Source organism: Micromonospora sp. NPDC049051 (genome assembly GCF_043197575.1).
Classification (GTDB): domain Bacteria; phylum Actinomycetota; class Actinomycetes; order Mycobacteriales; family Micromonosporaceae; genus Micromonospora.
The window spans coordinates 874,857-898,373 of the sequence record NZ_JBICTL010000003.1 but is presented as its reverse complement, the minus strand read 5'-3'; the positions used below and the strand labels follow the sequence as shown (position 1 = coordinate 898,373).

The 23,517-nt window shown below is 74.6% G+C and carries 27 protein-coding genes; 18 read left to right on the top strand and 9 right to left on the bottom strand.

The genetic code is table 11. The annotated features are described in order from the left end of the window. Positions 1-16: 16 nt before the first annotated feature. Together ACGFIR_RS16165 and ACGFIR_RS16160 are read right to left on the bottom strand one after the other, a co-directional pair. Positions 17-811: a spermidine synthase gene (locus ACGFIR_RS16165; RefSeq protein WP_393003585.1), complete on the bottom strand. Its 795-nt coding sequence runs from the start codon at positions 809-811 to the stop codon at positions 17-19. 62 nt (positions 812-873) lie between these two features. Then, positions 874-1,851, bottom strand: coding sequence for a DUF2267 domain-containing protein (locus ACGFIR_RS16160; RefSeq protein WP_393145679.1), 978 nt, complete (start codon positions 1,849-1,851; stop codon positions 874-876). 230 nt (positions 1,852-2,081) lie between these two features. Here ACGFIR_RS16160 and ACGFIR_RS16155 point away from each other — a divergent pair, with 230 nt between their 5' ends. Next, the gene (locus ACGFIR_RS16155) at positions 2,082-2,396 is read left to right on the top strand and encodes a hypothetical protein (protein WP_393003581.1); all 315 of its coding nucleotides are present in this window, start codon (positions 2,082-2,084) and stop codon (positions 2,394-2,396) included. Between the two features lie 69 nt (positions 2,397-2,465). Here ACGFIR_RS16155 and ACGFIR_RS16150 read toward each other — a convergent pair whose 3' ends face one another. After that, entirely contained in the window at positions 2,466-2,810 is a 345-nt protein-coding gene (locus ACGFIR_RS16150) for an STAS domain-containing protein (RefSeq protein ID WP_393003579.1), read from the bottom strand. Positions 2,811-2,866: 56 nt separating this feature from the next. Continuing rightward, complete coding sequence (locus tag ACGFIR_RS16145; RefSeq protein ID WP_393145677.1) at positions 2,867-3,223, bottom strand: STAS domain-containing protein; 357 nt, start codon at positions 3,221-3,223, stop codon at positions 2,867-2,869. 284 nt (positions 3,224-3,507) lie between these two features. Between ACGFIR_RS16145 and ACGFIR_RS16140 the strand changes: the two genes are divergently transcribed. The 5 genes from ACGFIR_RS16140 to ACGFIR_RS16120 all read left to right on the top strand — a co-directional run bounded on the left by ACGFIR_RS16140 (position 3,508) and on the right by ACGFIR_RS16120 (position 8,052). Continuing rightward, positions 3,508-5,256 carry a PP2C family protein-serine/threonine phosphatase gene (locus ACGFIR_RS16140; protein WP_393145675.1) on the top strand — a complete coding sequence of 583 codons (1,749 nt, stop codon included), beginning with the start codon at positions 3,508-3,510 and terminating at the stop codon, positions 5,254-5,256. Next, on the top strand, positions 5,253-6,305 hold the full coding sequence (locus ACGFIR_RS16135) for a B12-binding domain-containing protein (RefSeq protein WP_393145673.1): 1,053 nt from the start codon (positions 5,253-5,255) through the stop codon (positions 6,303-6,305). Before ACGFIR_RS16140 ends, ACGFIR_RS16135 begins: the two co-directional genes overlap by 4 nt. Before the next feature lie 91 nt (positions 6,306-6,396). Then, complete coding sequence (locus tag ACGFIR_RS16130; protein ID WP_393003571.1) at positions 6,397-6,744, top strand: STAS domain-containing protein; 348 nt, start codon at positions 6,397-6,399, stop codon at positions 6,742-6,744. A gap of 70 nt (positions 6,745-6,814) precedes the next feature. Next, on the top strand, positions 6,815-7,261 hold the full coding sequence (locus ACGFIR_RS16125; protein WP_393003569.1) for a response regulator: 447 nt from the start codon (positions 6,815-6,817) through the stop codon (positions 7,259-7,261). A 257-nt stretch (positions 7,262-7,518) separates the two neighbouring features. Further along, on the top strand, positions 7,519-8,052 hold the full coding sequence (locus ACGFIR_RS16120) for an ATPase (RefSeq protein ID WP_393003567.1): 534 nt from the start codon (positions 7,519-7,521) through the stop codon (positions 8,050-8,052). A 39-nt stretch (positions 8,053-8,091) separates the two neighbouring features. Here the strand turns inward: ACGFIR_RS16120 and ACGFIR_RS16115 are convergent, their stop codons facing one another. The 3 genes from ACGFIR_RS16115 to ACGFIR_RS16105 form a co-directional block, all read right to left on the bottom strand. Further along, a complete protein-coding gene (locus ACGFIR_RS16115; RefSeq protein WP_393145671.1) occupies positions 8,092-8,940 on the bottom strand; it encodes a hypothetical protein in 849 nt (282 codons plus the stop codon). A gap of 344 nt (positions 8,941-9,284) precedes the next feature. After that, positions 9,285-9,713, bottom strand: a complete 429-nt coding sequence (locus ACGFIR_RS16110; protein ID WP_393003563.1) for an OsmC family protein — start codon at positions 9,711-9,713, stop codon at positions 9,285-9,287. A 78-nt stretch (positions 9,714-9,791) separates the two neighbouring features. Beyond that, entirely contained in the window at positions 9,792-10,739 is a 948-nt protein-coding gene (locus tag ACGFIR_RS16105) for a serine/threonine-protein kinase (RefSeq protein WP_393145669.1), read from the bottom strand. Between the two features lie 172 nt (positions 10,740-10,911). Between ACGFIR_RS16105 and ACGFIR_RS16100 the strand changes: the two genes are divergently transcribed. From ACGFIR_RS16100 to ACGFIR_RS16090, 3 genes are all read left to right on the top strand, one after another. Continuing rightward, positions 10,912-11,145 (top strand): hypothetical protein, encoded by a 234-nt coding sequence (locus tag ACGFIR_RS16100; RefSeq protein WP_393145667.1) that lies wholly within the window; start codon positions 10,912-10,914, stop codon positions 11,143-11,145. A 205-nt stretch (positions 11,146-11,350) separates the two neighbouring features. After that, complete coding sequence (locus tag ACGFIR_RS16095) at positions 11,351-12,097, top strand: response regulator transcription factor (RefSeq protein ID WP_393003557.1); 747 nt, start codon at positions 11,351-11,353, stop codon at positions 12,095-12,097. Continuing rightward, complete coding sequence (locus tag ACGFIR_RS16090) at positions 12,075-13,568, top strand: sensor histidine kinase (RefSeq protein WP_393145665.1); 1,494 nt, start codon at positions 12,075-12,077, stop codon at positions 13,566-13,568. Before ACGFIR_RS16095 ends, ACGFIR_RS16090 begins: the two co-directional genes overlap by 23 nt. 83 nt (positions 13,569-13,651) lie before the next feature. On the opposite strand, the gene ACGFIR_RS16085 is transcribed toward ACGFIR_RS16090, so the two are convergent. Beyond that, positions 13,652-14,503 (bottom strand): arginase family protein, encoded by an 852-nt coding sequence (locus tag ACGFIR_RS16085; protein WP_393145660.1) that lies wholly within the window; start codon positions 14,501-14,503, stop codon positions 13,652-13,654. 37 nt (positions 14,504-14,540) lie between these two features. Between ACGFIR_RS16085 and ACGFIR_RS16080 the strand changes: the two genes are divergently transcribed. The 3 genes from ACGFIR_RS16080 to ACGFIR_RS16070 all read left to right on the top strand — a co-directional run bounded on the left by ACGFIR_RS16080 (position 14,541) and on the right by ACGFIR_RS16070 (position 16,369). Further along, entirely contained in the window at positions 14,541-15,227 is a 687-nt protein-coding gene (locus tag ACGFIR_RS16080) for a helix-turn-helix domain-containing protein (protein WP_393145658.1), read from the top strand. A gap of 75 nt (positions 15,228-15,302) precedes the next feature. Further along, entirely contained in the window at positions 15,303-16,007 is a 705-nt protein-coding gene (locus ACGFIR_RS16075) for a hypothetical protein (protein ID WP_393145656.1), read from the top strand. Beyond that, on the top strand, positions 16,004-16,369 hold the full coding sequence (locus ACGFIR_RS16070; protein WP_393145654.1) for a winged helix-turn-helix domain-containing protein: 366 nt from the start codon (positions 16,004-16,006) through the stop codon (positions 16,367-16,369). The genes ACGFIR_RS16075 and ACGFIR_RS16070 overlap by 4 nt, the downstream gene beginning before the upstream one ends. 62 nt (positions 16,370-16,431) lie before the next feature. Here ACGFIR_RS16070 and ACGFIR_RS16065 read toward each other — a convergent pair whose 3' ends face one another. Continuing rightward, positions 16,432-16,827, bottom strand: coding sequence for a VOC family protein (locus ACGFIR_RS16065; RefSeq protein WP_393145652.1), 396 nt, complete (start codon positions 16,825-16,827; stop codon positions 16,432-16,434). A gap of 189 nt (positions 16,828-17,016) precedes the next feature. On the opposite strand from ACGFIR_RS16065, the gene ACGFIR_RS16060 reads away from it, so the two are divergent. From ACGFIR_RS16060 to ACGFIR_RS16035, 6 genes are all read left to right on the top strand, one after another. Beyond that, positions 17,017-17,166, top strand: a complete 150-nt coding sequence (locus tag ACGFIR_RS16060; RefSeq protein ID WP_165947858.1) for a hypothetical protein — start codon at positions 17,017-17,019, stop codon at positions 17,164-17,166. 8 nt (positions 17,167-17,174) lie between these two features. Continuing rightward, positions 17,175-18,599: a methyltransferase gene (locus ACGFIR_RS16055; RefSeq protein WP_393003547.1), complete on the top strand. Its 1,425-nt coding sequence runs from the start codon at positions 17,175-17,177 to the stop codon at positions 18,597-18,599. Continuing rightward, positions 18,592-20,673, top strand: coding sequence for a sulfatase-like hydrolase/transferase (locus tag ACGFIR_RS16050; RefSeq protein ID WP_393145650.1), 2,082 nt, complete (start codon positions 18,592-18,594; stop codon positions 20,671-20,673). Before ACGFIR_RS16055 ends, ACGFIR_RS16050 begins: the two co-directional genes overlap by 8 nt. Positions 20,674-20,970: 297 nt before the next feature. Then, entirely contained in the window at positions 20,971-22,254 is a 1,284-nt protein-coding gene (locus tag ACGFIR_RS16045) for a citrate synthase (protein WP_393003543.1), read from the top strand. Positions 22,255-22,486: 232 nt separating this feature from the next. Then, positions 22,487-22,867 (top strand): SH3 domain-containing protein, encoded by a 381-nt coding sequence (locus ACGFIR_RS16040; RefSeq protein WP_393003541.1) that lies wholly within the window; start codon positions 22,487-22,489, stop codon positions 22,865-22,867. A gap of 125 nt (positions 22,868-22,992) precedes the next feature. Then, positions 22,993-23,382, top strand: coding sequence for an SH3 domain-containing protein (locus tag ACGFIR_RS16035; RefSeq protein ID WP_393145648.1), 390 nt, complete (start codon positions 22,993-22,995; stop codon positions 23,380-23,382). The last annotated feature ends 135 nt before the right edge of the window (positions 23,383-23,517 follow it).

Sequence of the window (23,517 nt, the reverse complement as noted above, 5' to 3'; positions counted from 1 at the left end):
GCGGTCGGGCCGCGATTCAGCGCGCGGTCAGGGTCGCGTCGGTGGCGGGACGGGCGCCGGCCACGAACGCGTCCAGGGCCGGCCCGTGCAGCACGCCACCGGGCACCGGATCCCGCGCGACCCGGGCGGACAGCCGGGCCACCGGCAGTCGCCCGGGCCGCGCCGCGGCGGCGAACACCACGTTGCCGTACCGCCGCCCGCGCAGCATCCGGCGGTCGGCGACCAGGCAGACGTCGGCGAGGACGGCCCGCAGGGTCGCGGCGTGGACCCGGGCGAAGACCAGCGGCGGCAGGTCGGTGACGTTGACCAGGAGTACGCCGTCGGGGCGCAGCGCCCGGGCCACCTCGGCGACGAACTCCACGCTGCGGACGTGGGCGGGCATCCGCGCCGCCCGGTAGATGTCGACCAGCACCAGGTCGTAGCCGGCCGAGGGCAGCCGGGTCAGGGCGTCCCGGGCGTCGGCCACCCGTACGTCGACGCCGGCGGGCGGCGCCGGCAGCTCCCGGGTCACCAGGTCGACCACGGCCGGATCGCGTTCCACGACCAGCTGCGGCGAGCCGGGCCGGGTGGCGGCCACGTAGCGGGGCAGCGTCAGCGCGCCGCCGCCGAGGTGCAGCACGTCCAGCGGGCGGCCGGGCGGGGCCGCCAGGTCGACGACGGCGGCCATCCGCCGTACGTACTCGAAGCGCAGGTGCCGGGGGTCGGCGACGTCCACGTAGGACTGCTCGACGCCGGCAGCGAGGAGCGTACGCCCGGTGGGGCGGGCCGGGTCGACGACCAGCTCCAGCCGGGGCGCGTCGCGGGGATCCACCCCGGCAGGCTAGCCGAGCCGGGGTGGGCCGGCGGGTGGCCGCCCGCCGGCCCACGCGAGCCTCAGCCGGCCGCCATCCCGGTGCCCGCCTCGTCGATCGCGTCGTCGACGGCGTGCGCGAGGTCCACGTCCATCGCGGTCACCGCGCCCGCCTGCCGGGACCGTACGGTCAGCACGGCGCTACCCGGGTCGGGGCGGCTGATCCGCGGGCTGCGCCCGGTCTCCTGCCGCAGGCGGTCGATCCGGTCCAGCACCCGGTCGAGGTTGTCCGCCGGCAGCTGGACGGTGCGGGTCAGCGCGTTGCCGTCGCCGGACCAGTACGGCAGGTCGCCGAGCGCCTCCCGCAGGTCCGCGTCGCTGAGCGGGGGCGTCGCGCTGACCGCGCCGACCACCCCGCCACCGACGGGCGGCGGTTGCAGGAGGTCCCGCAGGCCGTCGGGCACGTGCAGCGACTCGATCAGGTCACCGTCGTGGTCGGCCAGCGCCGCCACGGTCGCCTCCGCCTGGTAGCGGGCCTGCTCCGGGGTACGGCCGCTGATCCGGCCCACCTCGGCCAGGAAACCGGGCAGTTCCCGGTGCCGGCGGATGCCGTCCACGGGGACGACGTCGTGCAGCTTGGCCGGCACGGCCGCCAGCAGTCGGCGGCGTTCCGCCTCGTCCAGGGCGAACGCGAGGACCAGCACGGTCGACTCGACCCCCACCTTGGCGCTGCGGAAGTCGGCCCCGGTACGCCGTACGACGTCGTCGACGAGCGCGTGGTAACCCATCGGCGTACCGTCCGGTGCGCCCGGTGCCCGCTTCGGCAGGGGGCGGCCGGCCTCCGGGACGCCCGCCGGCGGCGGAGCCGGCCCGCCCCGGGTGCTGTCCGGCTTGTGCCGCCCGGCCGGCGGCGGACCGGCGCGCTTGCCCTGATCCAGGTGCGTGATCTGCTTGGAGGCGCTCAGGCTGGCGCCCGTCTCGCTGGCCTGCATGCCGCGCTCGCGCGCCTGGCGGGCCAGCGCCCGGCGGCGCTGGTTGTCGCCCTCCATCTGCTTGCGCATGGTGACACCTCGCTTCCGCTGGTGTTCCCGTCGCTTCCGCCGGTCGCCTTCCCGTCGTCGCCGGCACCGAAACGGACGCCGGCGGCCGGGCCGGCGACGCCTGCGGGGCGGGACGCCGTTGGCGCCTGCGGGGAAGCTTCATCCGGCCGGGGTGAGGGCCCCTCACCCGGTGGGGGCCGACGATCGCAGCGGACCGGGGTACTTCCGAGAACGCGGAAGGGCAGGTCGTCATGAAGCGGATCGTCGAGATCGTTCCCGCCCGACCCGGCTGGTACGCCCGCTGGCGCCTCTCACCCGAGGACACCCGCTGCTACCCGGTGAGCCTGTGGGCGCTGCTGGAGGAGGGTGACGGCTCGGGGCGCGAGGTGGTCGGGGTGGACTGCATCGGGCAGTGGCCCGGCGCGGACGACAACGAGGCGGGTGGGGTGTTCGTCCGCTATCTCTTCCAGACTCCCGATTCCGGGCCGCCCGAGGACGCCGAGCCGCCAACCACGGGACAGCGGCGGAGCACCGGGCCCCGGCTGCAACCCGTCACCACACCCTGATCATCACTCCGGCCCCCGGCCCCTGGTCCCAGGGTCGGGGGCCACCCCTCGCCGGTGCGGGGGACCGGCTCAGCCCGCCCGGCGGATGTCGCCGTCGGCGGCGCGTTCCACCATGAGCAGCTCGGTCAGGCCGGTGCGGTCGAGCAACTGCTGGAGCTGGGGACCGACCCCGCAGAGCCGGACCGCGCCCGTGCCGCCCTGATGGGCGGTCAGGAACGCGCTGAGCCCGGACGAGTCGCACAGGCTGACCGCGCTCAGGTCGAACAGGAGTTCCTGGTAGCCGTCGCGGCGCAGCTCGGCGGCGGCGGTGACGAGGTCCGGGGCGGTGTCGAAGTCCAGCTCACCGGACAGCCGGAGCCGGGCGCGTCCGGCGTCGAGCCGGGTCACCTCGATGGTCAACAGCTGGGCGGCCATGCGTCCATGTTCCCAGTCGGGGGCCGCCGTGCAAAGCCAGGGGCCGTCGGGTCGCGTCAGAGCGTGCCGGTGGGGCGACGGGCGGCATCCTCGGCCGCCGTCAGGCCCTCGCCCAGCGGCCGGGCGAGCAGGCCCGTCACGCCGGTCATGTCCAGGATCGTCTGCAGGAACCGGGGCACCGCGTGCAGGCGGAGAGCGGTGTCGCACTGCTGCCCCTCGCGCCACGCGTGCACGATCACCCCGAGGCCGGTGCTGTCGATGAAGAGCAGGCCGCCGAAGTCGAGGACGAGGCTCTGGGGAGCGTCCACGAGCATCCGGTCGACCTCGGCGCGCAGCGGGCCGGCGGTGGTGTAGGCGAGGTCGCCCCCGACCCGGATGAGCGGTGCGGCCGGATCGGACAGGTCGACTGCCATGCTCAACGGAGTAACCTCGGGTTTGCTCCGGTATGACAGCACGATCACGCCTTTCCGCAGGCCGCCTGGGTGCAGGGGTGAGGGGATCGTAACAATCCCCGGCGGGTCCCGCCCGGTACGCGAGCGCCGCCCGGGCTGCTCCGGGCCGTACCGCTGCGGGTGCATCAGGGCGACGGCTGCCAGGTGGCGGTCGCGGCACACGGGCGTAGGGTGGTGTCAGAGATTTGACCACCTGCGCCGCGTCGCGGTGCTACGGCCGTCGACAAGGAGTGGGGCTTCAGCTGGTGACTGCTGCCGACGTGCGGGACTGGGAGCCCGGCGACGGACGGATCTCTACGCCGCGTGCCGCACGGGCCACGGCGTGGTCCGCCGACGCCCCGGCTCGCCCCGCACCCGTGCGCGCCGACCGGGAGCACCGCACGCCCGAGTGGTCCGAGGTCGTCGAGCACTTCCGCGAGGGCCTCGTCGTCTGTGACGCGGGGGGTGTCGTCCGGCACGTCAGCCCGGTCGCGCAGCGGCTGCTGCCCGAGGTCGCCCCGGGTGAGCTGCTCGCGGCGGCCGGCATCGCGGGGCTGGCCGGCGACGCCGAGTTCAGCCACCACGGCCGCCGGCTGCGTGCGCGCCGGGTGCCCCTGTCGGGCGCCCGCTGCTGCTGGTACGTCGAGGACGTAACCGACAGCGTCACCCGCTCCGACGCCCTGCTCGCCGAGCGGGCCCGCTCGGCGTTCCTGGCGGTCGTCGGTGAGAAGCTCGGCAACCCGCTGCACCCGGACCGGGCCGCCGCGGCGGTGGTCCGGCTGGCCGTGCCGACGCTGGCCGAGGTGGCGGTGCTGGTGCTGACTCCCCGTTCCGGGCGGGCGCGCTGGTGGCGGGCCGCACGCAGCGACGACGACGCCCCGGTCGTGGACAGCGGCGTCGTGCCCGCGTCCGACCTGCCGGCGGCGATCGCCGAGGGGCTGGACGGCGGGGAACCGCACACCGTCGACTGGCTGGTGGAGCAGGCCGTGGAGGCCGGCTGGCTGTCCGGGTCGACCCCGGCGGAGGTCTCCGCGCGGGTGGTGCCGCTGCCGGGCCGGGACGCCCCGGCCGGCGCGCTGCTGGTCGCGCGGCGCGTCGAGCGCGGCTACGACGGGGCTGACGTGGACCTCGTCCGGGCCTTCGCGGCCCGGGCCGGGGCGGCCCTGACCACGGCGCTGCTCTACCGCGACCAGGCCGAGGTCGCCGACACGCTCCAGGCGAGCCTGGTGCCGGTGGAACCGGCCGAGGCGACGGGCGTGCAGTGGGGCACCGCCTACCGCCCGGCCCAGGCCGGACTGCGCATCGGCGGCGACTTCTACGGTGCGCACCGGCTGGCCGACGGCGGCTCGGTGTTCTTCCTCGGTGACGTCTCCGGCAAGGGTGTCGAGGCGGCTGTCTTCACCGGCCAGTTGCGGCAGTGCCTGCAGGCGCTGCACCGGGTCGAGTGGCAGCCGGGGCGGCTGCTGAAGCTGCTGAACGACGCGCTGCTGGAGACCAGCCAGGCACAGGGGCAGGGGCGTTTCGCGACCATGGTGCTGGGCGTGGTCCGCGCGCAGCGCGAGGGCGGCCTGACCCTGACGATGGCCGGTGGCGGCCACCTGCCGCCGCTCGTGCTGCGCAATTCCGGCGAGGTCGAGCCGGTGCCGCTGTCCGGCATGCTGGTCGGCGTGGTCCCTGATCCCCGCATCGGCGAGGTGACCGTCCGGTTGGAACCGGGCGAGACCTGCCTGCTCTACAGCGACGGGGTCACCGAGGCGCGCGGCGGGCGCCGCGGCGACGAGCAGTTCGGCACGGAGCGGCTGGTCCACGCCCTCAGCGGCTGCCAGCGGATGCCGGCGCCCGCGCTGGCCGAACGGGTCGAGCAGGTGACCTGCGACTGGTTGGCCCACGGCGACCACGACGACATCGCCGTGCTCGCGCTGCGCGCGACCGGTCCGGGTGAGCGGGCGACCCGGCATCTGCACGCGGTGCCCGACACGGCCACGCCGGCCGAGGTGAGGGGGATCCGACCGTGACCGCCACTCCGACCGCCGCCGAGGCCACTGCGGCCGGCGCCTGGTCCGGATACCTGGACTGCCTCCAGGAAGCCGACGAGTACGCCGCCGTCGAGGTGGCCGTCGGCCTGCTCGAGGCCGGCGTGCCCGCCGAGCGGCTTCTGCTCGACCTGGTCGCGCCAGCGCAGGCCGAGGTCGGGGAGCGGTGGGCGCGCAACGAGTGGAGCGTCGCGCAGGAGCACGCCGCGACGCACATCAGCGAGCGGGTGGTCGCGGCGGTGGCCGCGTACGCGAACCCGCGCCCGACGCGGGGCCGGGTGGTGGTGGCCTGCATGGACGGTGAGTGGCACGCCCTGCCGCCCCGGCTGGTGGCCGAGGTGCTGCGGTTGCGCGGCTGGCAGGTCACCTTCCTCGGCGCGAGCGTTCCCGCGCCGCACCTGGTGTCGTACCTGCACCGGCACGACGCCCACGCGGTGGCGCTCGCGTGCGCGCTGCCGATGCGTCTGCCGCACGCGCACCGCATGGTCGAGGCGTGCCGCCGGGTGGACGTCCCGGTGGTGGTGGGGGGCCGGGGATTCGGGGTGGACGGTCGCTGGGCACGCCGCCTCGGCGTCGCATGGGCGCCCGACGCCCCGAGCGCCGCCGACCTGGTCGCCGACGAGCGCGCGCTGCGCCGCGTCCCGCCGGCGGAGCTGAGCCACCTGGCCGACGACGAGTACACCAGCCTGGGCAAGCGGCGCGGCGAGCTGATCGACGGGGCACTGGCGGACCTGAGCGAACGCGTACCGGGGACACGCGACTACACGCCGAGTCAGTTGGACTTTACGGTCAGCGACCTCGGATACATCGTGGACTTCCTGGCCGCCGCGCTCTACGTCGACGACAGTTCGCTGTTCACGGAGTTCGTCGACTGGCTGGTCGAGATCCTCACCAGCCGCGGTGTGCCTGCCGCCACGCTGGCGTCGACTCTGGAACACTACGGGCGGGTCCTGCGCGACTTTCCCCGGGCCGCGCGGTTCCTGGCGGCGGCCCGATCGGCCGCGGCCACGGCGGGCGGCCAGCCCGGGTGACGCTGAGCGCCGGTGCGGCCGTGCCGGTCACCCCTGCTTATACTTGCCACACTGCAAGGATCGTCCTGTGGTGGAGCGAGGGAGACCAGGGGTGACGTTCACCGTCACGTACGCCGACCGCGACGGCGGGGCGACGCGCCTGCGACTGGCCGGCGAGCTCGACCTCAGCACCGCGCCCGAGCTCAACGCCGCCATCGACCGGCTCGTCGACGCCGGCAAGCGCCGCCTGCTCGTCGATCTCACCGACCTCACCTTCTGTGACTCCACCGGGATCGCCGCCTTCGTCCGGGGTGACAACCGGGTCGCCGCCGACGGCGGTTGGCTGCGGGTGACCGGCGCGAGGGGGCGGGTCGACCGGCTGCTCCAGGTGACCGGGCTGGCGGAGGTGCTCAGACACGATTCCGGCAGGGCCGACCCGACAGCGCGCTCCGCCGGCTGATGGGCTAGATTTCCCCGCCGGCACAGAGCGCCTAGCGATTCTCCGTTCCACCGACACGAAGCAGGTAGTGATGGGTGCAGAAACCCCGAGTCCGGTTCGCATCCTCGTGGTGGACGACGACCCGGGCGACGTGCTGATGATCGAGGAGGCCCTCGCGGACTCCGACGTCGACAAGGTCATCGATGTCGTCAGCGACGGCCAGGAGGCGATGGAGTTCCTGCGTCGCGAGGGTCGCCACACCGACGCCCGGCGGCCGGACGTCATCCTGCTCGACCTGAACATGCCCCGGATGGACGGGCGGCAGGTGCTCGGCGAGGTCAAGGGCGACGAGGACCTGCGTACGATCCCGATCGTCGTGCTCACCACCTCCAACGCCGACACGGACATCGTGGGCAGCTACACGTTGCAGGCCAACGCCTACGTCACCAAGCCGATCGACCTGGACGACTTCAACGACGTGGTGCGCCGCATCGACGAGTTCTTCGGCCGGGTGGTCGTGCTTCCGAAGCGCTCCTGAGCCGCCGCCCTGCCCGGCGACGGCAGCAGGTACCGCCCCGACCGGTGGCGGCAGCAGGCGCAGTCCCGTCCGGCGGAGGCAGCAGGTGCCGCGCTCGCCGGCTGGCCCGGCCGGGCGCCTCTGCGCGGATCGTCCCCGCCGGCGCGCCCGGCCGCGTCCGCATGGTGAACAATTTTCCCGAACCCCCTCCGCTGCCGCCCCCAGCGCCGAGGATCCAGGGTGGGGAAGGAATCACCGGCTGCCTGGGGGGCGACAGTATGAGGTTCTGCGTCGTGGAGACCGGATACGACCAGGGGCAGGTCGATTCCTGCCTGGACGAGATCGGCATCCGGCTGGCCCGGCTGGCCGCCCGGGCGGAGGGCGCCGCGAGGGCCGGGCGCGAGTGGGACGAGATCCGGGACGAGGCGACGGCGCTGCGTGGGCTGCTGCAACGGCTCGACCTCGGCGACGCGGACCGGACCCGGCGCGCCGGCGAGGCGGCGGACCTGCTGACCCGCGCGCGCGTCGAGCTGGACGCCGCCCGGGAGGAGGCCCGGCAGGTGCGCGAGCGCGTCTACGCCGAGGCGGTGCAGGCCCGCCGGGAGTTCGAGGAGGCGCTGCACGCCCGGCGCCGGCGCGAGGAGCGGGTGGACCGGATCCTCGACGGCCTGACCACCGAAACTGTCCCGGCCGACACCCCGACGGCTGCGGCCGCGGTGCCGGGCGGCGGTGTGCCGGCTACCCGGATCGGCGCCCGTGGCGGCGCGGACGCGGCCAGCGACCCGCCGGGCGGCCGGGCCGGGATCCGCTGACCCCGGTGCCGCAGGGGCGTCACGTGCCCCTGGCGGCCGTCACGTCAGCGCGGCGACGACCGTGGTGGCCAGCCCCTCGTGCTGGGCGTACGCGTCGGGGAAGGCCGAGATCTGGACGGCCTGGGCGGCACCGGCCACGCTCATCTGCTGCCAGCCCGGCACCTCCCGCAGCGCCTCGTAGAAGGCCCGTGCGGCGTAGGCCGGGCGCATCAGGTCGCGTACGGTGCCCCAGCCGCTGCTCGGGCGCTGCTGGAACAGGCCCACGGAGTCGTGGTCGGCGCCGCTGCCCTGGTGGGGGTACTGGCTGGACTCCGGGAGCACGTCGCTGGCGAGGTTGTAGAGCCGGCTCTCCTGCATGGCGGTCGCCACGGCGACGATCATGGCGCGGCGGGGCATCTTCAGCTCGGCGCCCACGTCCACGATGATCTTGGCGTTGTCCATCTGCGCCTGGGTGAGTCCGGCGACCGGGCGTGGGCGGGGCGGCGGGGTCGGCTTGCGTGGCGCCTTGCGGGTCGCCGAGGGGGTCGGCTTCGGCGTCGGGCTGGGGCTGAGCGAGGGCGAGGGGGAGGCCGAGGGGGTCCGCTCCAGTGACCGCGAGGCGCGGTCGTCGTCGACGGCCCGCTCGATCAGCGCCTCGGCCACGGGCTCCCGCGCGGTGTCGGCGTCCCCGCGCGTGCCGGCGAACGCCGCGACGCCGAGGCAGCAGGTCACGCCGGCGGCGAGTGCGGCCCGGACGGGGGTCGAGGCGAGCAGGGCCCGGCCGCCACGGCGCGGCGCCTCCCGTACGCGGTGACGGCCTGTCGTCCGATCGGTTGAGGTGGGATCGTCCGGTCGGGTGGCCGGCGGATCCTGGGTCAGCTTCTGGTCGAGGGGATCGTCGTGGTGCACCCGCCGAGGCTAGAAAGCTGAGCGCCGCCTGCCATCGGTCTGCTTGGTGGCATGCGCCACAATTTGCGTCGATCTGCGGGGCGAATGGGGGCGGCGGGCAAGGAAAGCCGCCATTCGCCCTTGTCCACCCCTCCGTATTTATCCGATTAGGGGTAGGAAAACGGGTGGAAGTTGGTCTTGGGTCGGGGCGAAACGGGCGGAGCCGGACCCTCCACCGAACGGTGGAGGAGCTCCCCCGAGTCGGACGACCTCCGGTCGGTCAGCGGGGCGACCCGACGCGGGGACGGCTGGTCCCGGTGCCTACCGGCCGTGCCGGGGCCACCAGAGGCGTCCGGAGGGGGAGGTCAGTGCCGGCCGTTCTCCGCAGGCGTCACGGTGAGCCGGTGCCGGCTGCCGTCGCCGCTGGAGAAGGGCCACAGCCGGTCCGCGTGCTCCACCAGCTCGGTCAGCTGTTGCCGGCTGAGGCCCGCCGACGAGATGGAGGCGTGCACGTCGGCCCGGTACCTGCCGTCGTCGTCGCGCCCGAGCTTCGCCTCGGCGCGTACCTGCACGGTGTGCGCCTCGTCGGTGATCTCGCCCGCCGCCTCGACCGCCGCGTGGTGCAGGCAGGACGCGAAGGCGGCGGCGAGCAGCTGCTCCGGGGTCAGCCCCGAGCAGTGTGGCGCAAGTGGGGACGCCAGAGCCGTGGACAGGCTCCCGTCGTCGGTGCGTACGTGGCCGCCCTCGGCGGTCGCGGTGGCCGTCTCGTTCAGCCAGGAGCTCGATTCCGGCATCGCGTTCCTCCCGTCGCTCACCCGCCCGGCTACCCGGCACCCGGGCCGTGAAACCGCAGGTGACCGGCGCGAGGAGGTTCAGCCGGCCTGGGTGGACCAGTCGGGTAGGGGAGCCGCCTCGGTCGCCTCGGCCGCCGCCCGCTCGGTCCACGGCGAGATCGGCCCGCCACGCTGCCGCGGTATGGCCGGCTGGCGCAGCGGCACGTACACCCGGGCGTCCACCGCCTCCGCGAGCAGCAGCGCGGCCATCAGGCTCGACGGCCGGTCCGCCGGGTCGTCGGCCAGGCAGTTCGCGCACAGGTCGGCCACCTCCGGCGGCAGCCCCTCGATCTCCGGCAGCGGCAGCGGCGGCTGCCGCAGGCGCGCGCCGAGCAGCTGGGTCGTGCTGCCCGCCTCGTACGGCAGTCGCCCCGTCAGGCAGTAGTAGAGCAGCACGCCGAGGGCGTACATGTCGGCGGCCGGGGTGGCGGGCGCCCGTTCCAACTGCTCCGGCGCGAGGTAGGCCGGCGTGCCGACCACCATCCCCTCCGGTGACCGGTCGGGGGTGCCGGACGGGGTGGCGATGCCGAAGTCGAGCACCTTCACGCCGCTCGGGGTCAGGATGACGTTCGCCGGCTTGACGTCGCGGTGCACGATGCCGTGCGTGTGGGCGGCGGCGAGCGCGGCGCTCACCTCCGCGCAGACCCGTACGGCGATGCGCCAGTCCAGCGGCCCGGCCCGCAGGTGCTCGGCCAGCGTCTCGCCCTCGGCCAGCTCCATGACGATGTAGGGCACCCGGCCCTCGGGGCCCGTCCCGCAGGTGCCGAAGTCGTGCACGGAGGCCACGTTCGGGTGCACCAGCCGGGCAGCGGAGCGGGCCTCCGCGCGGATCCGCTCCACGGAGGTGTCCTGACCCTCCTGCCCGGGGGACATCACCTTCACCGCGACCGGCCGGTCCAGCACCGCGTCGTGGGCCCGCCAGACCTCCGACATGCCGCCGATGCCGATGCGCTGTTCGAGCCGGTACCGCCCGTCCAGCGTTCTCATCGACCGCTCCCTGCCCCTCGTGGCCCGTCCCCACGACGGGTCGCCAACGCTGCGGTACCCGGGCTCCGATCAGGGCAAACCGCTGCGGGATCCGGGCGGGGCCACCCCCTGCTGCGGTAGCTTGCGAGCCAGACCCGGTGTCGGGGCGCGGTACGGGAGGGCGGGCGCAGGGATGAGCGAGGTGACCGTACGCTTCGTCGACGGCCCGGCCCACGACCTGGTCCGGGAGTTGCCCGCCGAGCCCGACGGCTCCCCGCCCGCGCACTGGATCCTGCGCCACCCCGACGACGCGGGGCCGGGTACGGGTGGCGGGCCAGACCACCTCTACCGGCGGGAGCACCCCGTCGGCGGCGGCACCTGGACGATGCGCTTCGTGCGCACCTACCCGGTGGGCATGACCGAGTGAGCCCAGCCGGCGCACGCCGGGCCACCCCGAGCAGCCCGGCCCGCGAGCGGCAGCCGACCAGTCCGACAGTCGACCAGTCCGGTCGCCCGAGCCGGGCGGCAGCCGAGCCGGGCGGCCGCCGGTCCGTGGGCGGAATGAGGCAGGCACAGCGGGGGCACAGGTGGCGCACAGGCCGGGCACAGCGCGCCGGCACACGATGGGGGCCATGGTGACGGACGGGCGGACCGGGGCGGGCCGCGTGGAGCTGCGCCGCCCCGACGGGGAGCCGGTGCGGGTGCTGGTGGTCGACGACGAGCCCACCCTGGCCGACCTGCTGTCGATGGCGCTGCGCTACGAGGGCTGGCAGGTGCGCACGGCCGGCGACGGCACGTCGGCGCTGAGCGCGGCGCGGCAGTTCCAGCCCGACGCCGTGGTGCTCGACGTGATGCTGCCCGACGTGAACGGCTTCGAGGTCCTGCGCCGGCTGCGCGAGCACGCCCCGACGGTGCCGGTGCTCTTCCTGACCGCCCGGGACGCGGTGGAGGAGCGGATCGCCGGGCTCACCGTGGGCGGCGACGACTACGTCACCAAACCGTTCAGCCTGGAGGAGGTGATCGCCCGGCTGCGGGCGTTGCTGCGCCGCTCGGGCTTCGCCGTGGCCGCCCGCTCGGACGCGGTGCTCACCGTCGGCGACCTCAGCCTCGACGAGGACAGCCACGAGGTGCGCCGCGCAGGCCAGCCCATCACCCTCACCGCCACCGAGTTCGAGCTGCTGCGCTACCTCATGCGCAACCCGCGCCGGGTGCTCAGCAAGGCGCAGATCCTCGACCGGGTCTGGAACTACGACTTCGGCGGCCAGGCCAACGTGGTGGAGCTGTACATCTCGTACCTGCGGAAGAAGATCGACGCGGGCCGCAAGCCGATGATCCACACGCTGCGCGGCGCGGGGTATGTCCTCCGACCAGCGGAGTGAGCGCCCCGGTGGCCGGCTGCGCCACCGGCTCGCCGGGCTGTCGCTGCGTACCCGCCTGGTGGTCATCCTGGTCGCCCTGCTGGCCCTGGTCAGCGTCGCCATCGGCGGCATCACGACGGTCGCGCTGCGGCAGTTCCTGATCGACCGGGTCGACGACCAGCTGGCGCCGATGCGCGGGGGCCCCGGGCGCGTGCCGTCGCCCTTCGAGGTGCCGCCCGGCGCCATCGGCGGGCCGGAGGCGCGGATTCCCCGGGGCCTCCCGCCGGGGACCGTCGTCGCCGAGGTGGCCGACGGCCGGGTGGTCCGGGCCTGGACCCTGGCCGGTCGGGAGGAGCGCGCCGTACCCCCCGAGGACCTGAGCGGTCTCGCGGACGTGCCCACCGACGGCCGACCCCGCACCCGCGAACTCGGCGGGCACGGCGACTACCGGGTGGTGGCGCGCCAGCTTCCGGGCGGGACCGTGCGGGTGCTCGGCCTGCCGCTGTCGGGCGTGTCGGAGACCGTCTGGTGGCTGGTCGCCGCGCAGGCCGGCGTGGCGACCGTGGGGCTGCTGATCGCCGGCGGGGCCGGCGCCCTGATCGTGCGGGCGACCCTGCGCCCGCTGCGCCGCGTCGCCGCCACCGCCGGCCGGGTCAGCGAGCTGCCCCTGGACCGCGGCGAGGTCGCGCTGTCGGTGCGGGTCCCGGCCGCCGACACCGACCCGCGCACCGAGGTCGGGCAGGTGGGCGCGGCGCTCAACCGGATGCTGGGGCACGTCGGCGCCGCGCTCGCCGCCCGCCAGGCCAGCGAGACCCGCGTACGCCAGTTCGTCGCCGACGCCAGCCACGAGCTGCGCACCCCGCTGGCGGCCATCCGGGGGTACGCCGAGGTGGCCCGGCGCGGCCGGGACGAGGTGCCGCCCGACGTGGCCCACGCGCTGCGCCGGGTCGAGTCGGAGAGCGCCCGGATGACCAGCCTCGTCGACGACCTGCTGCTGCTCGCCCGGCTCGACTCGGGCCGCCCCCTCGCGGTCGAGCCGGTGGACCTGTCCGCCCTGGTGGTGGACGCGGTCGGCGACGCGCACGTCGCGGGGCCGGAGCACCGCTGGCGCCTCGACCTGCCCGACACGGTCGTCCGGGTCCCCGGCGACCCGGCCCGGCTGCACCAGGTGCTGGCGAACCTGCTGGCCAACGCCCGCGTGCACACCCCGCCCGGGACCACGGTCACCACCACCCTGCGGGTGGCCGGCGACGTCGCCGTGCTCGGCGTCGTCGACGACGGTCCCGGCGTGCCGCCGGCGCTGCGGGACGAGGTGTTCGAACGCTTCTCCCGGGGCGACAGCTCCCGGTCGCGGGCGCACGGCAGCACCGGCCTGGGCCTCGCGATCGTGGCCGCCGTGGTGGAGGCCCACCACGGTGCGGTCGAGTTGGACACCCGGCCGGGGCGGACGGTGTTCACCGTCCGGCTGCCGGGCGCCACCACGGACGCCTGACCGCGCCCCTCCCTGGCACGCCCGACTGCGCCTGCCCTCCACACCTGCGCCGACGCCCGGGGCGCGGCGCCGGCGGACGACCTTCAGGCGGCCAGCAGCTCGGCGAGGGCCTGCGCGATCCGTTCCGCGTGCCGCCCGTCCGGGTCCTCGTCGGCGTTGAAGTCGGTGACGCTCATCCCGATCAGTCGACCCGAGTGCACCAGTGGTCGGGCCAGCGCGGTCAGGTCGGCCCAGTCGAGGCCGTCCGGCTCCGGATAGCTGACCGCCGGCAGCACGAGCGGGTCGAGCACGTCGAGGTCGAGGTGCAGCCAGGCGGGTGTCGTACCGACGGCGAGGTCCCGGCCCACCGCTGCCGCGTCGGCGCCGCGCAGCCGGGTGGCCGGCACCAGGTGCACGGCCGGGTCGATCCGGGAGGCCTCCCTGCCGTCCGTGTCCCGGTCGAGCGACCGGTGGCCGAGCACGTGCACCTGGTCGGGGTCGACCAGCGGCCCCTCCCGGTCGAGGACCCCCGCCGGGCCGTGGTCGGTGACGATCGACAGGTCCATGTCCGCCGCTTCACCGGTGGGCGAGGTGCGGCCGTCCTCGAAGTCGAGGTGGGCATCGAGGAACCACAGGTCGAAACCGGAGGACAGCCCCTGCAGGATGCCCGGCAGGATCGCGCAGTCGCCGCCGAGCACCAGCGGCTGCCACCCCGTGTCGATCAGGGCCGTCACCCGTACGGCGATGGCCCGGGTGGCGCGGCGCACCTGCTCGACGCCGATCACCCCGGTCTCCGGGTCGCGGGCCGGGTCGTCGATCAGGGTGTCGACCGCACCGGCGTCGGCCACGCCCAGCCGGCCCAGCAGCCCGGCGGACCGCAGCGCCGCGGGCGCCAGCCGCTCGCCCCGGCCGCGTCCGGAGGAGTCGAGGGGGGCGTCGAGCACCGACCATCGCACATTCGGAGGCTAGCCCGGCCGTGGCAGGCTGGGCGGCATGTACCGGGAACGTCCCGCCGGGTTCGCCGGCGCGGTGCTCTGGACCAGCGACACGGCGGCGGGCGCCGCCCCGACCAGGGTCCTTCCCGACGGCTGCGTCGACCTGCTCTGGTCGAGCCGCCGCGGGCTCACGGTGGCCGGCCCGGACCGCACCGCCCACCTCAGCGGCGGCGGGCCGGCGGAGCGCTGGGTGGGGCTGCGGCTGCCGCCGGGGACGGGCCGCGCGGTGCTCGGCGTACCGGCCGTCGAGTTACGCGACCGGCGGGTGCCGCTGGCCGAGCTGTGGGGCGAGCGGGACGTCGCCCGGCTGGCCGAGCGGGCGGAGACGGCCCCGGCCGAGGTGCTCACGGAGATCGCCGTGGGGCGGCTGCGGGCGGCCGGCGGGCCGGACCCGCTCGGCGCCCGGGTCACCGCCGCGCTGGCCGCCGGCGCGAGCGTGGCCGCGACCGCCGCCGGGACCGGCCTCGACCCGCGCGCCCTGCACCGCCGGTGCCGCGACCTGTTCGGGTACGGCCCGAAGACCCTGGCCCGGATCCTGCGGATGGGGCGCGCGCTGGCGCTGGCCCGCGCCGGCACCCCGCTGGCCGAGGTGGCGGCCCGCTGCGGATACGCCGACCAGGCCCACCTCACCCGCGACGTGCGCGACCTGGCCGGCGTGCCGCCGACGGCCCTGCTGCCCCGCTGAGCGGCTGTTACGAAAGACCTGTCCAATACGCGGGGAGGTCTAGCGCCAATAGGTTTGCTATGGAAACCTGTTGGCATGACTTCAAATGCGGTTCCTGCCGGCGACGATCCCCGCCGGCTCCTCGCCGAGGCGTACGGCCTGGCACGACGGGTCCGCCTGGCCCAGCGGGTGACGTGGCTGCCGCTGCTGGTGCTGGCCGTGGTGACATTCGGTGCGATTCCGGTCTCTGGATGGGGGCCCACCGTCGTCCGCGACTGCCGGGCGGCGGACGGCGGTCAGGTGTGCAGGGTCTGGGAACCGGTCCCGCAGTTCTACTGGCTGGCGGCGCTGTTCCTGGCGTACGTGGTGATCGCCGGCGGCTACCTGCGTGTCGCCCGGGCCCGGGGAGTGGACACCCGGGTGCGGCCGTACGTGCTCACCGGCGTCGCGCTCGCGGTCGTGCTGTTCGCCGCCATCGCGGCCGGCGCCGGTGCGTGGCTCGTTCCCGACCGTCAGCTTCTCGACCCGTCCGCCTTCGTGCAGGTCCTGTTCCGGCTGCTCACCCCGATCGGCGGGATCGGGCTGGCGCTGCTGGTGCTGGCCTGGCTGGAGCGGCATCCCGCGTTGCTGGCGTTCGCCCTCGGATACCTGACGGTGGTGCTGGTGCCGATCACCTTCGGCTGGGGGGCCCACTGGGGCGGCCGGTGGCAAGCAGCGCCAATGTTGATCATCAGTGGCGGCGTACTGCTGCTGGGCGGCGCCGGCTTCGCGCTGGCACAACGGCTGCGGGGGCCCCGGTGACCGGCCCCGGTGACGCCCCGGCGCCGGACGGGACGACACCCACCCATCCGGTCACCGAACTCGACGATGTGGTGCACCAGCGGGTCAGGCTCGGCATCCTCACCATCGCGCACGAGGCCCGCCGGGTCGAGTTCCGGTTCCTGCGTACCCAGCTGGATCTGACCGCCGGCAACCTCTCCAAGCACCTGAGCGTGCTGGAGGCGGCTGGCCTGATCCAGGTCGAGAAGGGCTACGAGGGCCGGCGCGGCCGTACCTGGATCACCCTGACCCCGGCCGGCGGGACCGCGCTCGCCGAGGAGATCGCCCAGCTCAAGCAGCTCATCGCCCGTGTCGAGATCAACCGCCCGCAGGAGGGCCGATGACCAGGCGCTGACCCGCCGACCCGCGCGCCACCGCTGTGGCCGTGCCGCGCCGGCGCGCCTGATCAGCCGTGCGGCAGCGGGCAGAACAGGTCCACGCCGTTGCCGTCGGGGTCGAGCACCACCGCGTACCGCTGGCCCCAGTAGGCGTCCCACGGCGGCAGGTGGCCCTCGTGGCCCTCGGCGACCAGCTCCGCGTAGAGCCGGTCCACCTCGGCCGGGTCGGCGCACCGGAAGGCGAGGCTGGCCCCGCCGCCGCTTGTGGGCGTGAAGTCCGGGTCGAACGCGCGGATGGTCTCGACGGTGTCCCAGGCCAGCCGCAGGCCGCCGGGCAGGGTGACCTCCACGTGCGGCGCGGTGTCGGCGTCGGCCGGGATGTCGAGGCCGAGCCGCCGGTAGAAGGCGAGGGAACGGGGCAGGTCGCTGCTGACCATGCCGATGAGATCGAGTGTCGGTGCCATGGCGCCACCGTAGGCACGCGCCCGCACGCGCGTCTTGAACGAAACGGACAGCGGACGGAGTGCCGGGTGTGGCCCGCACGACCGGGACGATCGGCGTACCGTGGCAGACAACTCCGGCTTTCCGGGCAAATCCTCCAAGAGGTCGTGCCCGCGTATGCCGATCTCGAGACGCGAGGGAAGGAGCGGTCGGTGGAACACCTGGCCTACCTGGACGCGGGGTCCGGCAGCCTGATCGTGCAGGCGGTGGTCGGCGGGGTGGCCGGCGCCGCGGTGGCGGCCAAGCTCTACTGGCGGCGACTGGTCGACCGGTTCCGCCGCCAGCCCACCGACCAGCGCTGACCCGGCCCATGGCGAACTCCCGCACCGGTCTGCGCGCCGAGCCAGGTTCCTTCCGCGACCCCGCCAACCGGGTCTTCCACCTCGACGGCGACGTGCTGCGTGGGCTGGACGAGCGGGCCGCCGGGGAGTGGCGCGCGCTGGCCGCCACCGAGTTCTTCCCACCGCTGCTCGCCGCCGGCAAGGTGTGCGGCACCGAGGCGGTCGAGTCGCCGACCGCGCCGGCGGGCGACCGGTGGGCCGCCGTGCTGCGCCACGAGCGCATCCCGTTCGTCTCCCACCCGTACGAGTGGTCCTTCACCATGCTGCGCGACGCGGCGCTGCTGCACCTGGAGATCCTGCGGGCGGCCCTGCCCGCAGGGTTCACCACGAAGGACGGCTCGGCCTACAACCTCCAGTGGCGCGGCGCCGAGCCGGTGTTCATCGACGTCGGCTCGTTCACCCCGGCCCGCGACGGCGAGCCCTGGGCCGGCTACCGGCAGTTCTGCCAGACCCTGCTCTACCCGCTGCTGCTCGGCGCCCACCTCGGGCTCGACTTCCAGCCCTGGCTGCGCGCCCGGGTCGATGGCATCGAGCCCGACCAGATGCGACGGCTGTTCGGCGGTGCGCGGCGGCTGCTGCCGGGCGTACCCACCCACGTGCACCTGCACGACGCCATGCAGCGGCGCAACGCCCGGGCCAGCACCGCCGACGTCCGGTCCCAGCTGCGGGCGGCCGGCTACTCGCGAGAGCTGGCGCTGGCCACCGTACGGGGGATCGAGAAGCTCGTCCGGCGCCTGGAGCACCGCCCGCCGGCCAGCCACTGGGTCGACTACCAGCGCACGTGCGCGTACACGGCCGACGACCGGGCCGCGAAGGAGCGCTTCGTCGCCGAGGCGTTGGCCGACGGGCCCCGGCCCCGCCTGGCGCTGGACCTCGGCGCCAACGACGGCCGGTACGCCCGCCTCGCCGCCCGGCACGCCGACTACGTCGTCGCCGTCGAGCAGGACCCGGCCGTGCTGGACGGGCTCTACCGGGACCTGCGCGCGCAGGGGGAGCGGCGGATCCTGCCCCTGGTGATGGACCTCGCGGACCCGTCGCCCGGCGGTGGCTGGCGCGGCGTCGAGCGGGCCTCGTTCGCCGACCGGGCCGACGCCGACGCGATCCTCGCCCTGGCCGTGGTGCACCACCTGGCGATCGGGCGCAACGTGCCACTGCCCGAGGTGCTGGACTGGCTGGTGGGGCTGGCCGCCCCCGGCGCCCGCGTGGTGGTGGAGTTCGTCCACCCCGAGGACCCGATGGCCCGGCGGCTGCTCGCCAACAAGCCCGAGGGGCTCTTCCCCGACTACCGGCCGGCCGAGTTCGAGCGGCTGCTCGCCGCGCGCTGCCGGATCACGCGGCGACTCGACCTGCCCTCGGGCACCCGCACGCTCTACACGGCGGTCGTGGGTGGCTGAGCCGGCACCCGGACCGAGCGCCGGACCGTCGGACCCCGGAGCGCAGGCCGCGTCGCACACCCGGCCGGCGTCCGGCCGGTGGCCGGGCTGGGCGGGCGGCTGGCGTACGGAGCTCGGGCGGCTGGCCGAGGTGACGGGGCTGGTCGGGCTCGTGGTCACCCAGCCGCTGCTGGACGTCCTCGGGCGCAGCCCCGACTTCTTCCTGTTCCACCGCGCCGGGCGTCGGGAGATCCTGCTGCTGGTGGCGCTGGTCGCGCTGGTGCCCACCGCCGCCGTGGCGCTGCTCGGCGCGCTGTCCCGGCTGGCCGGGCGCACCGCCCGCGCGGCGACGCACACCCTGCTGGTCGGCCTGCTGCTCGCCGCGCTGGCCGTGCAGGTCGGCCGGCACGGTACGCCGCTGCGGGGCGTACCGCTGCTGGTGCTCGCCGGCGTGGTGGGGGCCGCCGGGGCCGCCGCGCACCGGCGGTGGCGCGCGCCCGGGCGGGTGCTGCGGCTCGCCGCGCTCGGACCGCTGCTCTTCGTGGGCCTGTTCGTGTTCGCCTCGCCCACCACGACGGTGGTGCTGCCCCGGGGCGAGGGCGGCGCCGCCGGGATGGCCGGGCCGGGCAACCACCCGCCGGTGGTCGTGCTGGTCCTCGACGAGCTGCCCCTGGTCTCCCTGCTCGGCCCCGACGGGCGGATCGACGCCGCCCGGTTCCCGCACTTCGCCGAGCTGGCCGGCGGCTCCACCTGGTACCGCAACGCCACCGGCGTCAGCGGCTGGACGCCCTACGCGCTGCCGGCGATGCTCACCGGCCGGTACCCGCAGCGCGCGGCGGCGCCGCACTACTCGCAGTACCCGGACAACCTCTTCACGGCCTTCGGCGGCCTGTACGACATCCGGGCCGAGGAGAGCATCACCCGGCTCTGCCCGCCCAGCCGCTGCGAGCAGCCGGTCGCGCCGGAGCAGGGGATGGGGGTGCTGATCCGGCAGGCCGGCGGGCTGCTGCGCCAGCTCACCGCCCCGGTCGACAGCCGCGTCGACCCGGAGGACTCGTACCGCGAGCAGACCCGCGCGGAGGCGGGCATCGACGCCGCCGAGCCGGTGCCGGCGGACCCGAAGTTCCGCTGGGACAGCCTGGACGACAACCAGCCGGCCCGCTTCACCAGCTTCCTCGCCGGGCTGCGGCCGGCGCCCCGGCCCACCCTGCACTTCCTGCACCTGCTGATGCCGCACTCGCCGTGGGCGTACCTGCCGTCGGGGGTGCGCTACGACGCCCCGCACGACCTGCCGAACGACGGCGACGGCTGGGCGGAACTGGCCCGCCGGCGGCACCTCGCGCAGCTCGGCTACACCGACCGGCTGATCGGCCAGACCCTGCGTACGCTGCGCTCCGCCGGCCTCTACGACAAGGCCCTGCTGGTGGTCACCGCGGATCACGGCGTCAGCTTCACCCCGGGCGCCCAGGGCCGGGGCATGGACGCCATCCGGACCGCCCCCGGCGAGGTCGCCTGGGTGCCGACGTTCGTCAAGACCCCCGGCCAGCGGGCCGGGCGGATCGACGACCGGAACTGGCAGCACGTCGACCTGCTGCCCACCATCGCCGACGAGGCCGCGATCCGGCTCCCGGGGCCGGTCGACGGCCGCTCCGCCCGGCAGGCGCCGCGTGCCGAGGCGGGCAAGGTCTTCTACGACCGTCCCGGCGAGCCGACCCCGATCTCCGGTGGCGTGCCGGCCCCGGTCGCGCCGCCCGCGTTCCATCCGCTGGTGGGCACCGCCGTCGGCGACCGTCCGGTGGGCGGGAGCGCCCGCGTCGCCGACCTGGCCGCGTTCGGGGCGGTGGACCCGGACGCCGGGCGGCTGCCGGCCGCCGTCTGGGGCGACGTGCCGGAGGAGGTGCCCGACGGCACGCCGCTGGCGATCGCCGTCAACGGCCGGGTCGGCGCGGTCGTCCCGGTGGTCCCGCGCGACGCGGGCGGACGGCGCTTCGCCGCCCTGCTCGCCGACGACCGGCTCTTCCACGCGGGCGCCAACCGCCTCGACGTCTACCGCGTGGCCCCCGACGGCGCCCTGCTGCGCCTCGCCCTCTCCTGACCCGTCCCGCCCCGGGCATCCGATCGACGTCGGTCGAGGGGTCCGCGCCATCGGGAAAGCGCGTTCCAGGGCGCGGACCTCATGCTCAGCGTACGGCGGCGCGGGGGCGGACGGTAGCGTTCCCAGGCGACGCCGGCTTCGATGCGTCCGGGATTGAGTGGGTTTCTCGGCCCGCAGGTCGGGAAACGGGTGACGCATGCCTCACCGTCGAACCACGACGGGCGGTACTACCTCGACCGTGATTACGGTAAAAGCGAAGGCAATTCAACGCAGATCTGCCGGCGAAGCGAGGGAAACATGACGGAAGTCAAGCTCGATCACTCCGGTGGGCAGCTTTCGATGCCGGTGCAATCCGCAGTCGAGGGCCCCGCCGGCATCGGGGTGGGCAAGCTGCTGAAGGAAACCGGGATGACGACGTACGACCCCGGTTTCGTCAACACCGCGGCCTGCTCGTCCGCCATCACCTACATCGACGGCGACGCGGGGATCCTGCGTTACCGCGGGTACCCGATCGAGCAGCTCGCGGAGAAGTCCTCCTTCCTGGAGGTCTCCTACCTGCTGATCTACGGTGAGCTGCCGACCCAGCAGCAGTTGACCGACTTCACCGAGCGCATCCGCCGGCACTCGCTGCTGCACGAGGAGATGCGCCGCTTCTTCGACGGCTTCCCGCGCGACGCCCACCCGATGGCCGTGCTCTCCTCGGCCGTCAGCGCCATCTCCACCTTCTACCAGGACAGCCTGGACCCGTTCGACTCCCGCCACGTCGAGATGTCCACGGTGCGGCTGATGGCGAAGGTCCCCACCATCGCCTCGTACGCCTACAAGAAGTCGATCGGGCAGCCGCTGCTGTACCCGGACAACTCGCTGGGCTACGTGGAGAACCTCCTGCGGATGACCTTCGGCGTGCCGGCTGAGGCGTACGAGGTCGACCCGGTGATGGTCAAGGTGCTGGACATGCTGTTCATCCTGCACGCCGACCACGAGCAGAACTGCTCCACCTCGACCGTGCGGCTGGTCGGCTCCAGCAACGCCAACCTCTTCGCCTCGGTCTCGGCCGGCGTGAACGCGCTCTTCGGCCCGCTGCACGGCGGCGCCAACCAGGCCGTGCTGGAGATGCTGGAGAAGATCCAGGCCGACGGCGGCGACGTCGCGTCCTTCGTACGCAAGGTGAAGGACAAGCAGGACGGCGTGAAGCTGATGGGCTTCGGGCACCGGGTCTACAAGAACTACGACCCGCGTGCCGCGATCGTGAAGAAGGCGGCCCAGGACGTGCTCGGCCGGATGGCGAAGCCGGACCCGCTGCTGGACCTGGCCATGCAGCTGGAGGAGATCGCCCTCGCCGACGACTTCTTCGTCTCCCGCAAGCTCTACCCGAACGTGGACTTCTACACCGGCCTGATCTACAAGGCCATGGGCTTCCCGACCAAGATGTTCACGGTGCTCTTCGCGCTGGGCCGGCTCCCCGGCTGGATCGCCCAGTGGCGCGAGATGATCAACGACCCGGAGACCAAGATCGGTCGCCCGCGGCAGATCTACACCGGCTCCGCCGAGCGGGCGTACGCCCCGTTCTCCGAGCGCTGACCGCCACTCCACGGCACCTGCAGGCCGTCGACCCCACCCGGGTCGGCGGCCTGCCGCCGTTCCGTCGTCCGGGGCATTCCCGAGGCGTGCCGGAACGCGGCGGCCCCGCCGGCGCACCGGAGGTCAGACTGCCCCGATTAGCTATTCAGGATCTTGCATATCCGGGTGCTCCCTCTTACGATCTTCGAAACCGCTTACCGGAATCGGAGCGGTCAACCACGGGGAGTAAGAAATGCGGAGATCCAAGTCGGTTGTCGCGCTCGCTCAGGCGGCGCTCACCCTGGCCGCGGCGGCCGGGATCGTGGCGGTCGCGGGGGCGCCGGCGAGCGCGGGTTGCAGCCACGCCTGGTCCGACAAGGACTACGGCAGCAACCAGGTGCAGGACGCCGGAACCACCGGCCTGGCCCTGCGTACCGGCCCGCACACCAGCTGCGGGCTCGTCACCCGGATCCCGAACGGGCACTGGGTGACCCTGGACTGCCAGGGCTACGGCGACACCATCAACGGCTGGAACGGCTGGACCCACGTGCGGTACGGCAACGGCGGTCCGACCTACTCGGGCTGGGTGTTCGACCACTACCTCGACGACGGCGGCTCGTACATCGACTGCTGACCCGTCCGCCCGGCGCGGGCGGTGGTGCGACGCCCGTCCAGCCATCCGAGATCTCGCACCTACGGACGTCTGCACTTTCGAAACCGTCCACCGATATCGGGGCGGTCGACCACGGGGAGTAAGAAATGCGGAGATCCAAGTCGGTTGTCGCGCTCGCTCAGGCGGCGCTCACCCTGGCCGCGGCGGCCGGGATCGTGGCGGTCGCGGGGGCGCCGGCGAGCGCGGGTTGCAGCCACACCTGGTCCGACAAGGACTACGGCAGCAGCTACGTGGAAGGCGCCGGAAGTACCGGCCTGGCCCTGCGTACCGGCCCGCACACCAGCTGTGCACTCGTCACCCGGATCCCGAACGGGCACTGGGTGGCCTTCGACTGCTGGACGACGGGCGACTACTACAACTCCTACGACAACTTCTGGCAGCACGTGCGGTACGGCAACGGTGGTCCGACGTACTCCGGATGGATCGCCTCGTCCTACCTGCACGACCCCTACGACGGGAACCTCGCGGAGTGCTGAACCGGTCGGGGGGGGGCGCGCGGGCCCCCCCCCCCCCCCCGGCGCCGGGCCCGGCCCGCCCCGCCCCCCCCCCCGGGCCCCCCGCCCGCCCCCCCGGCGCCGACGCCCTGGGGTGCGGAAGAAGCGGAGGCCCGC

What these genes read in the sequence shown, in the direction of transcription:
- ACGFIR_RS16155 (WP_393003581.1), top strand. Translation starts at nt 2,082, where the DNA reads ATGAAGCGGATCGTCGAGATCGTTCCCGCCCGACCCGGCTGGTACGCC.
- ACGFIR_RS16120 (WP_393003567.1), top strand. Translation starts at nt 7,519, where the DNA reads ATGAGGTTCTGCGTCGTGGAGACCGGATACGACCAGGGGCAGGTCGAT.
- ACGFIR_RS16080 (WP_393145658.1), top strand. Translation starts at nt 14,541, where the DNA reads ATGTACCGGGAACGTCCCGCCGGGTTCGCCGGCGCGGTGCTCTGGACC.
- ACGFIR_RS16105 (WP_393145669.1), bottom strand. Translation starts at nt 10,739, where the DNA reads ATGAGAACGCTGGACGGGCGGTACCGGCTCGAACAGCGCATCGGCATC.
- ACGFIR_RS16100 (WP_393145667.1), top strand. Translation starts at nt 10,912, where the DNA reads ATGAGCGAGGTGACCGTACGCTTCGTCGACGGCCCGGCCCACGACCTG.
- ACGFIR_RS16045 (WP_393003543.1), top strand. Translation starts at nt 20,971, where the DNA reads ATGACGGAAGTCAAGCTCGATCACTCCGGTGGGCAGCTTTCGATGCCG.
- ACGFIR_RS16090 (WP_393145665.1), top strand. Translation starts at nt 12,075, where the DNA reads ATGTCCTCCGACCAGCGGAGTGAGCGCCCCGGTGGCCGGCTGCGCCAC.
- ACGFIR_RS16160 (WP_393145679.1), bottom strand. Translation starts at nt 1,851, where the DNA reads ATGCGCAAGCAGATGGAGGGCGACAACCAGCGCCGCCGGGCGCTGGCC.
- ACGFIR_RS16065 (WP_393145652.1), bottom strand. Translation starts at nt 16,827, where the DNA reads ATGGCACCGACACTCGATCTCATCGGCATGGTCAGCAGCGACCTGCCC.
- ACGFIR_RS16110 (WP_393003563.1), bottom strand. Translation starts at nt 9,713, where the DNA reads ATGCCGGAATCGAGCTCCTGGCTGAACGAGACGGCCACCGCGACCGCC.
- ACGFIR_RS16075 (WP_393145656.1), top strand. Translation starts at nt 15,303, where the DNA reads ATGACTTCAAATGCGGTTCCTGCCGGCGACGATCCCCGCCGGCTCCTC.
- ACGFIR_RS16055 (WP_393003547.1), top strand. Translation starts at nt 17,175, where the DNA reads ATGGCGAACTCCCGCACCGGTCTGCGCGCCGAGCCAGGTTCCTTCCGC.
- ACGFIR_RS16125 (WP_393003569.1), top strand. Translation starts at nt 6,815, where the DNA reads ATGGGTGCAGAAACCCCGAGTCCGGTTCGCATCCTCGTGGTGGACGAC.
- ACGFIR_RS16040 (WP_393003541.1), top strand. Translation starts at nt 22,487, where the DNA reads ATGCGGAGATCCAAGTCGGTTGTCGCGCTCGCTCAGGCGGCGCTCACC.
- ACGFIR_RS16095 (WP_393003557.1), top strand. Translation starts at nt 11,351, where the DNA reads ATGGTGACGGACGGGCGGACCGGGGCGGGCCGCGTGGAGCTGCGCCGC.
- ACGFIR_RS16150 (WP_393003579.1), bottom strand. Translation starts at nt 2,810, where the DNA reads ATGGCCGCCCAGCTGTTGACCATCGAGGTGACCCGGCTCGACGCCGGA.
- ACGFIR_RS16145 (WP_393145677.1), bottom strand. Translation starts at nt 3,223, where the DNA reads ATGGCAGTCGACCTGTCCGATCCGGCCGCACCGCTCATCCGGGTCGGG.
- ACGFIR_RS16035 (WP_393145648.1), top strand. Translation starts at nt 22,993, where the DNA reads ATGCGGAGATCCAAGTCGGTTGTCGCGCTCGCTCAGGCGGCGCTCACC.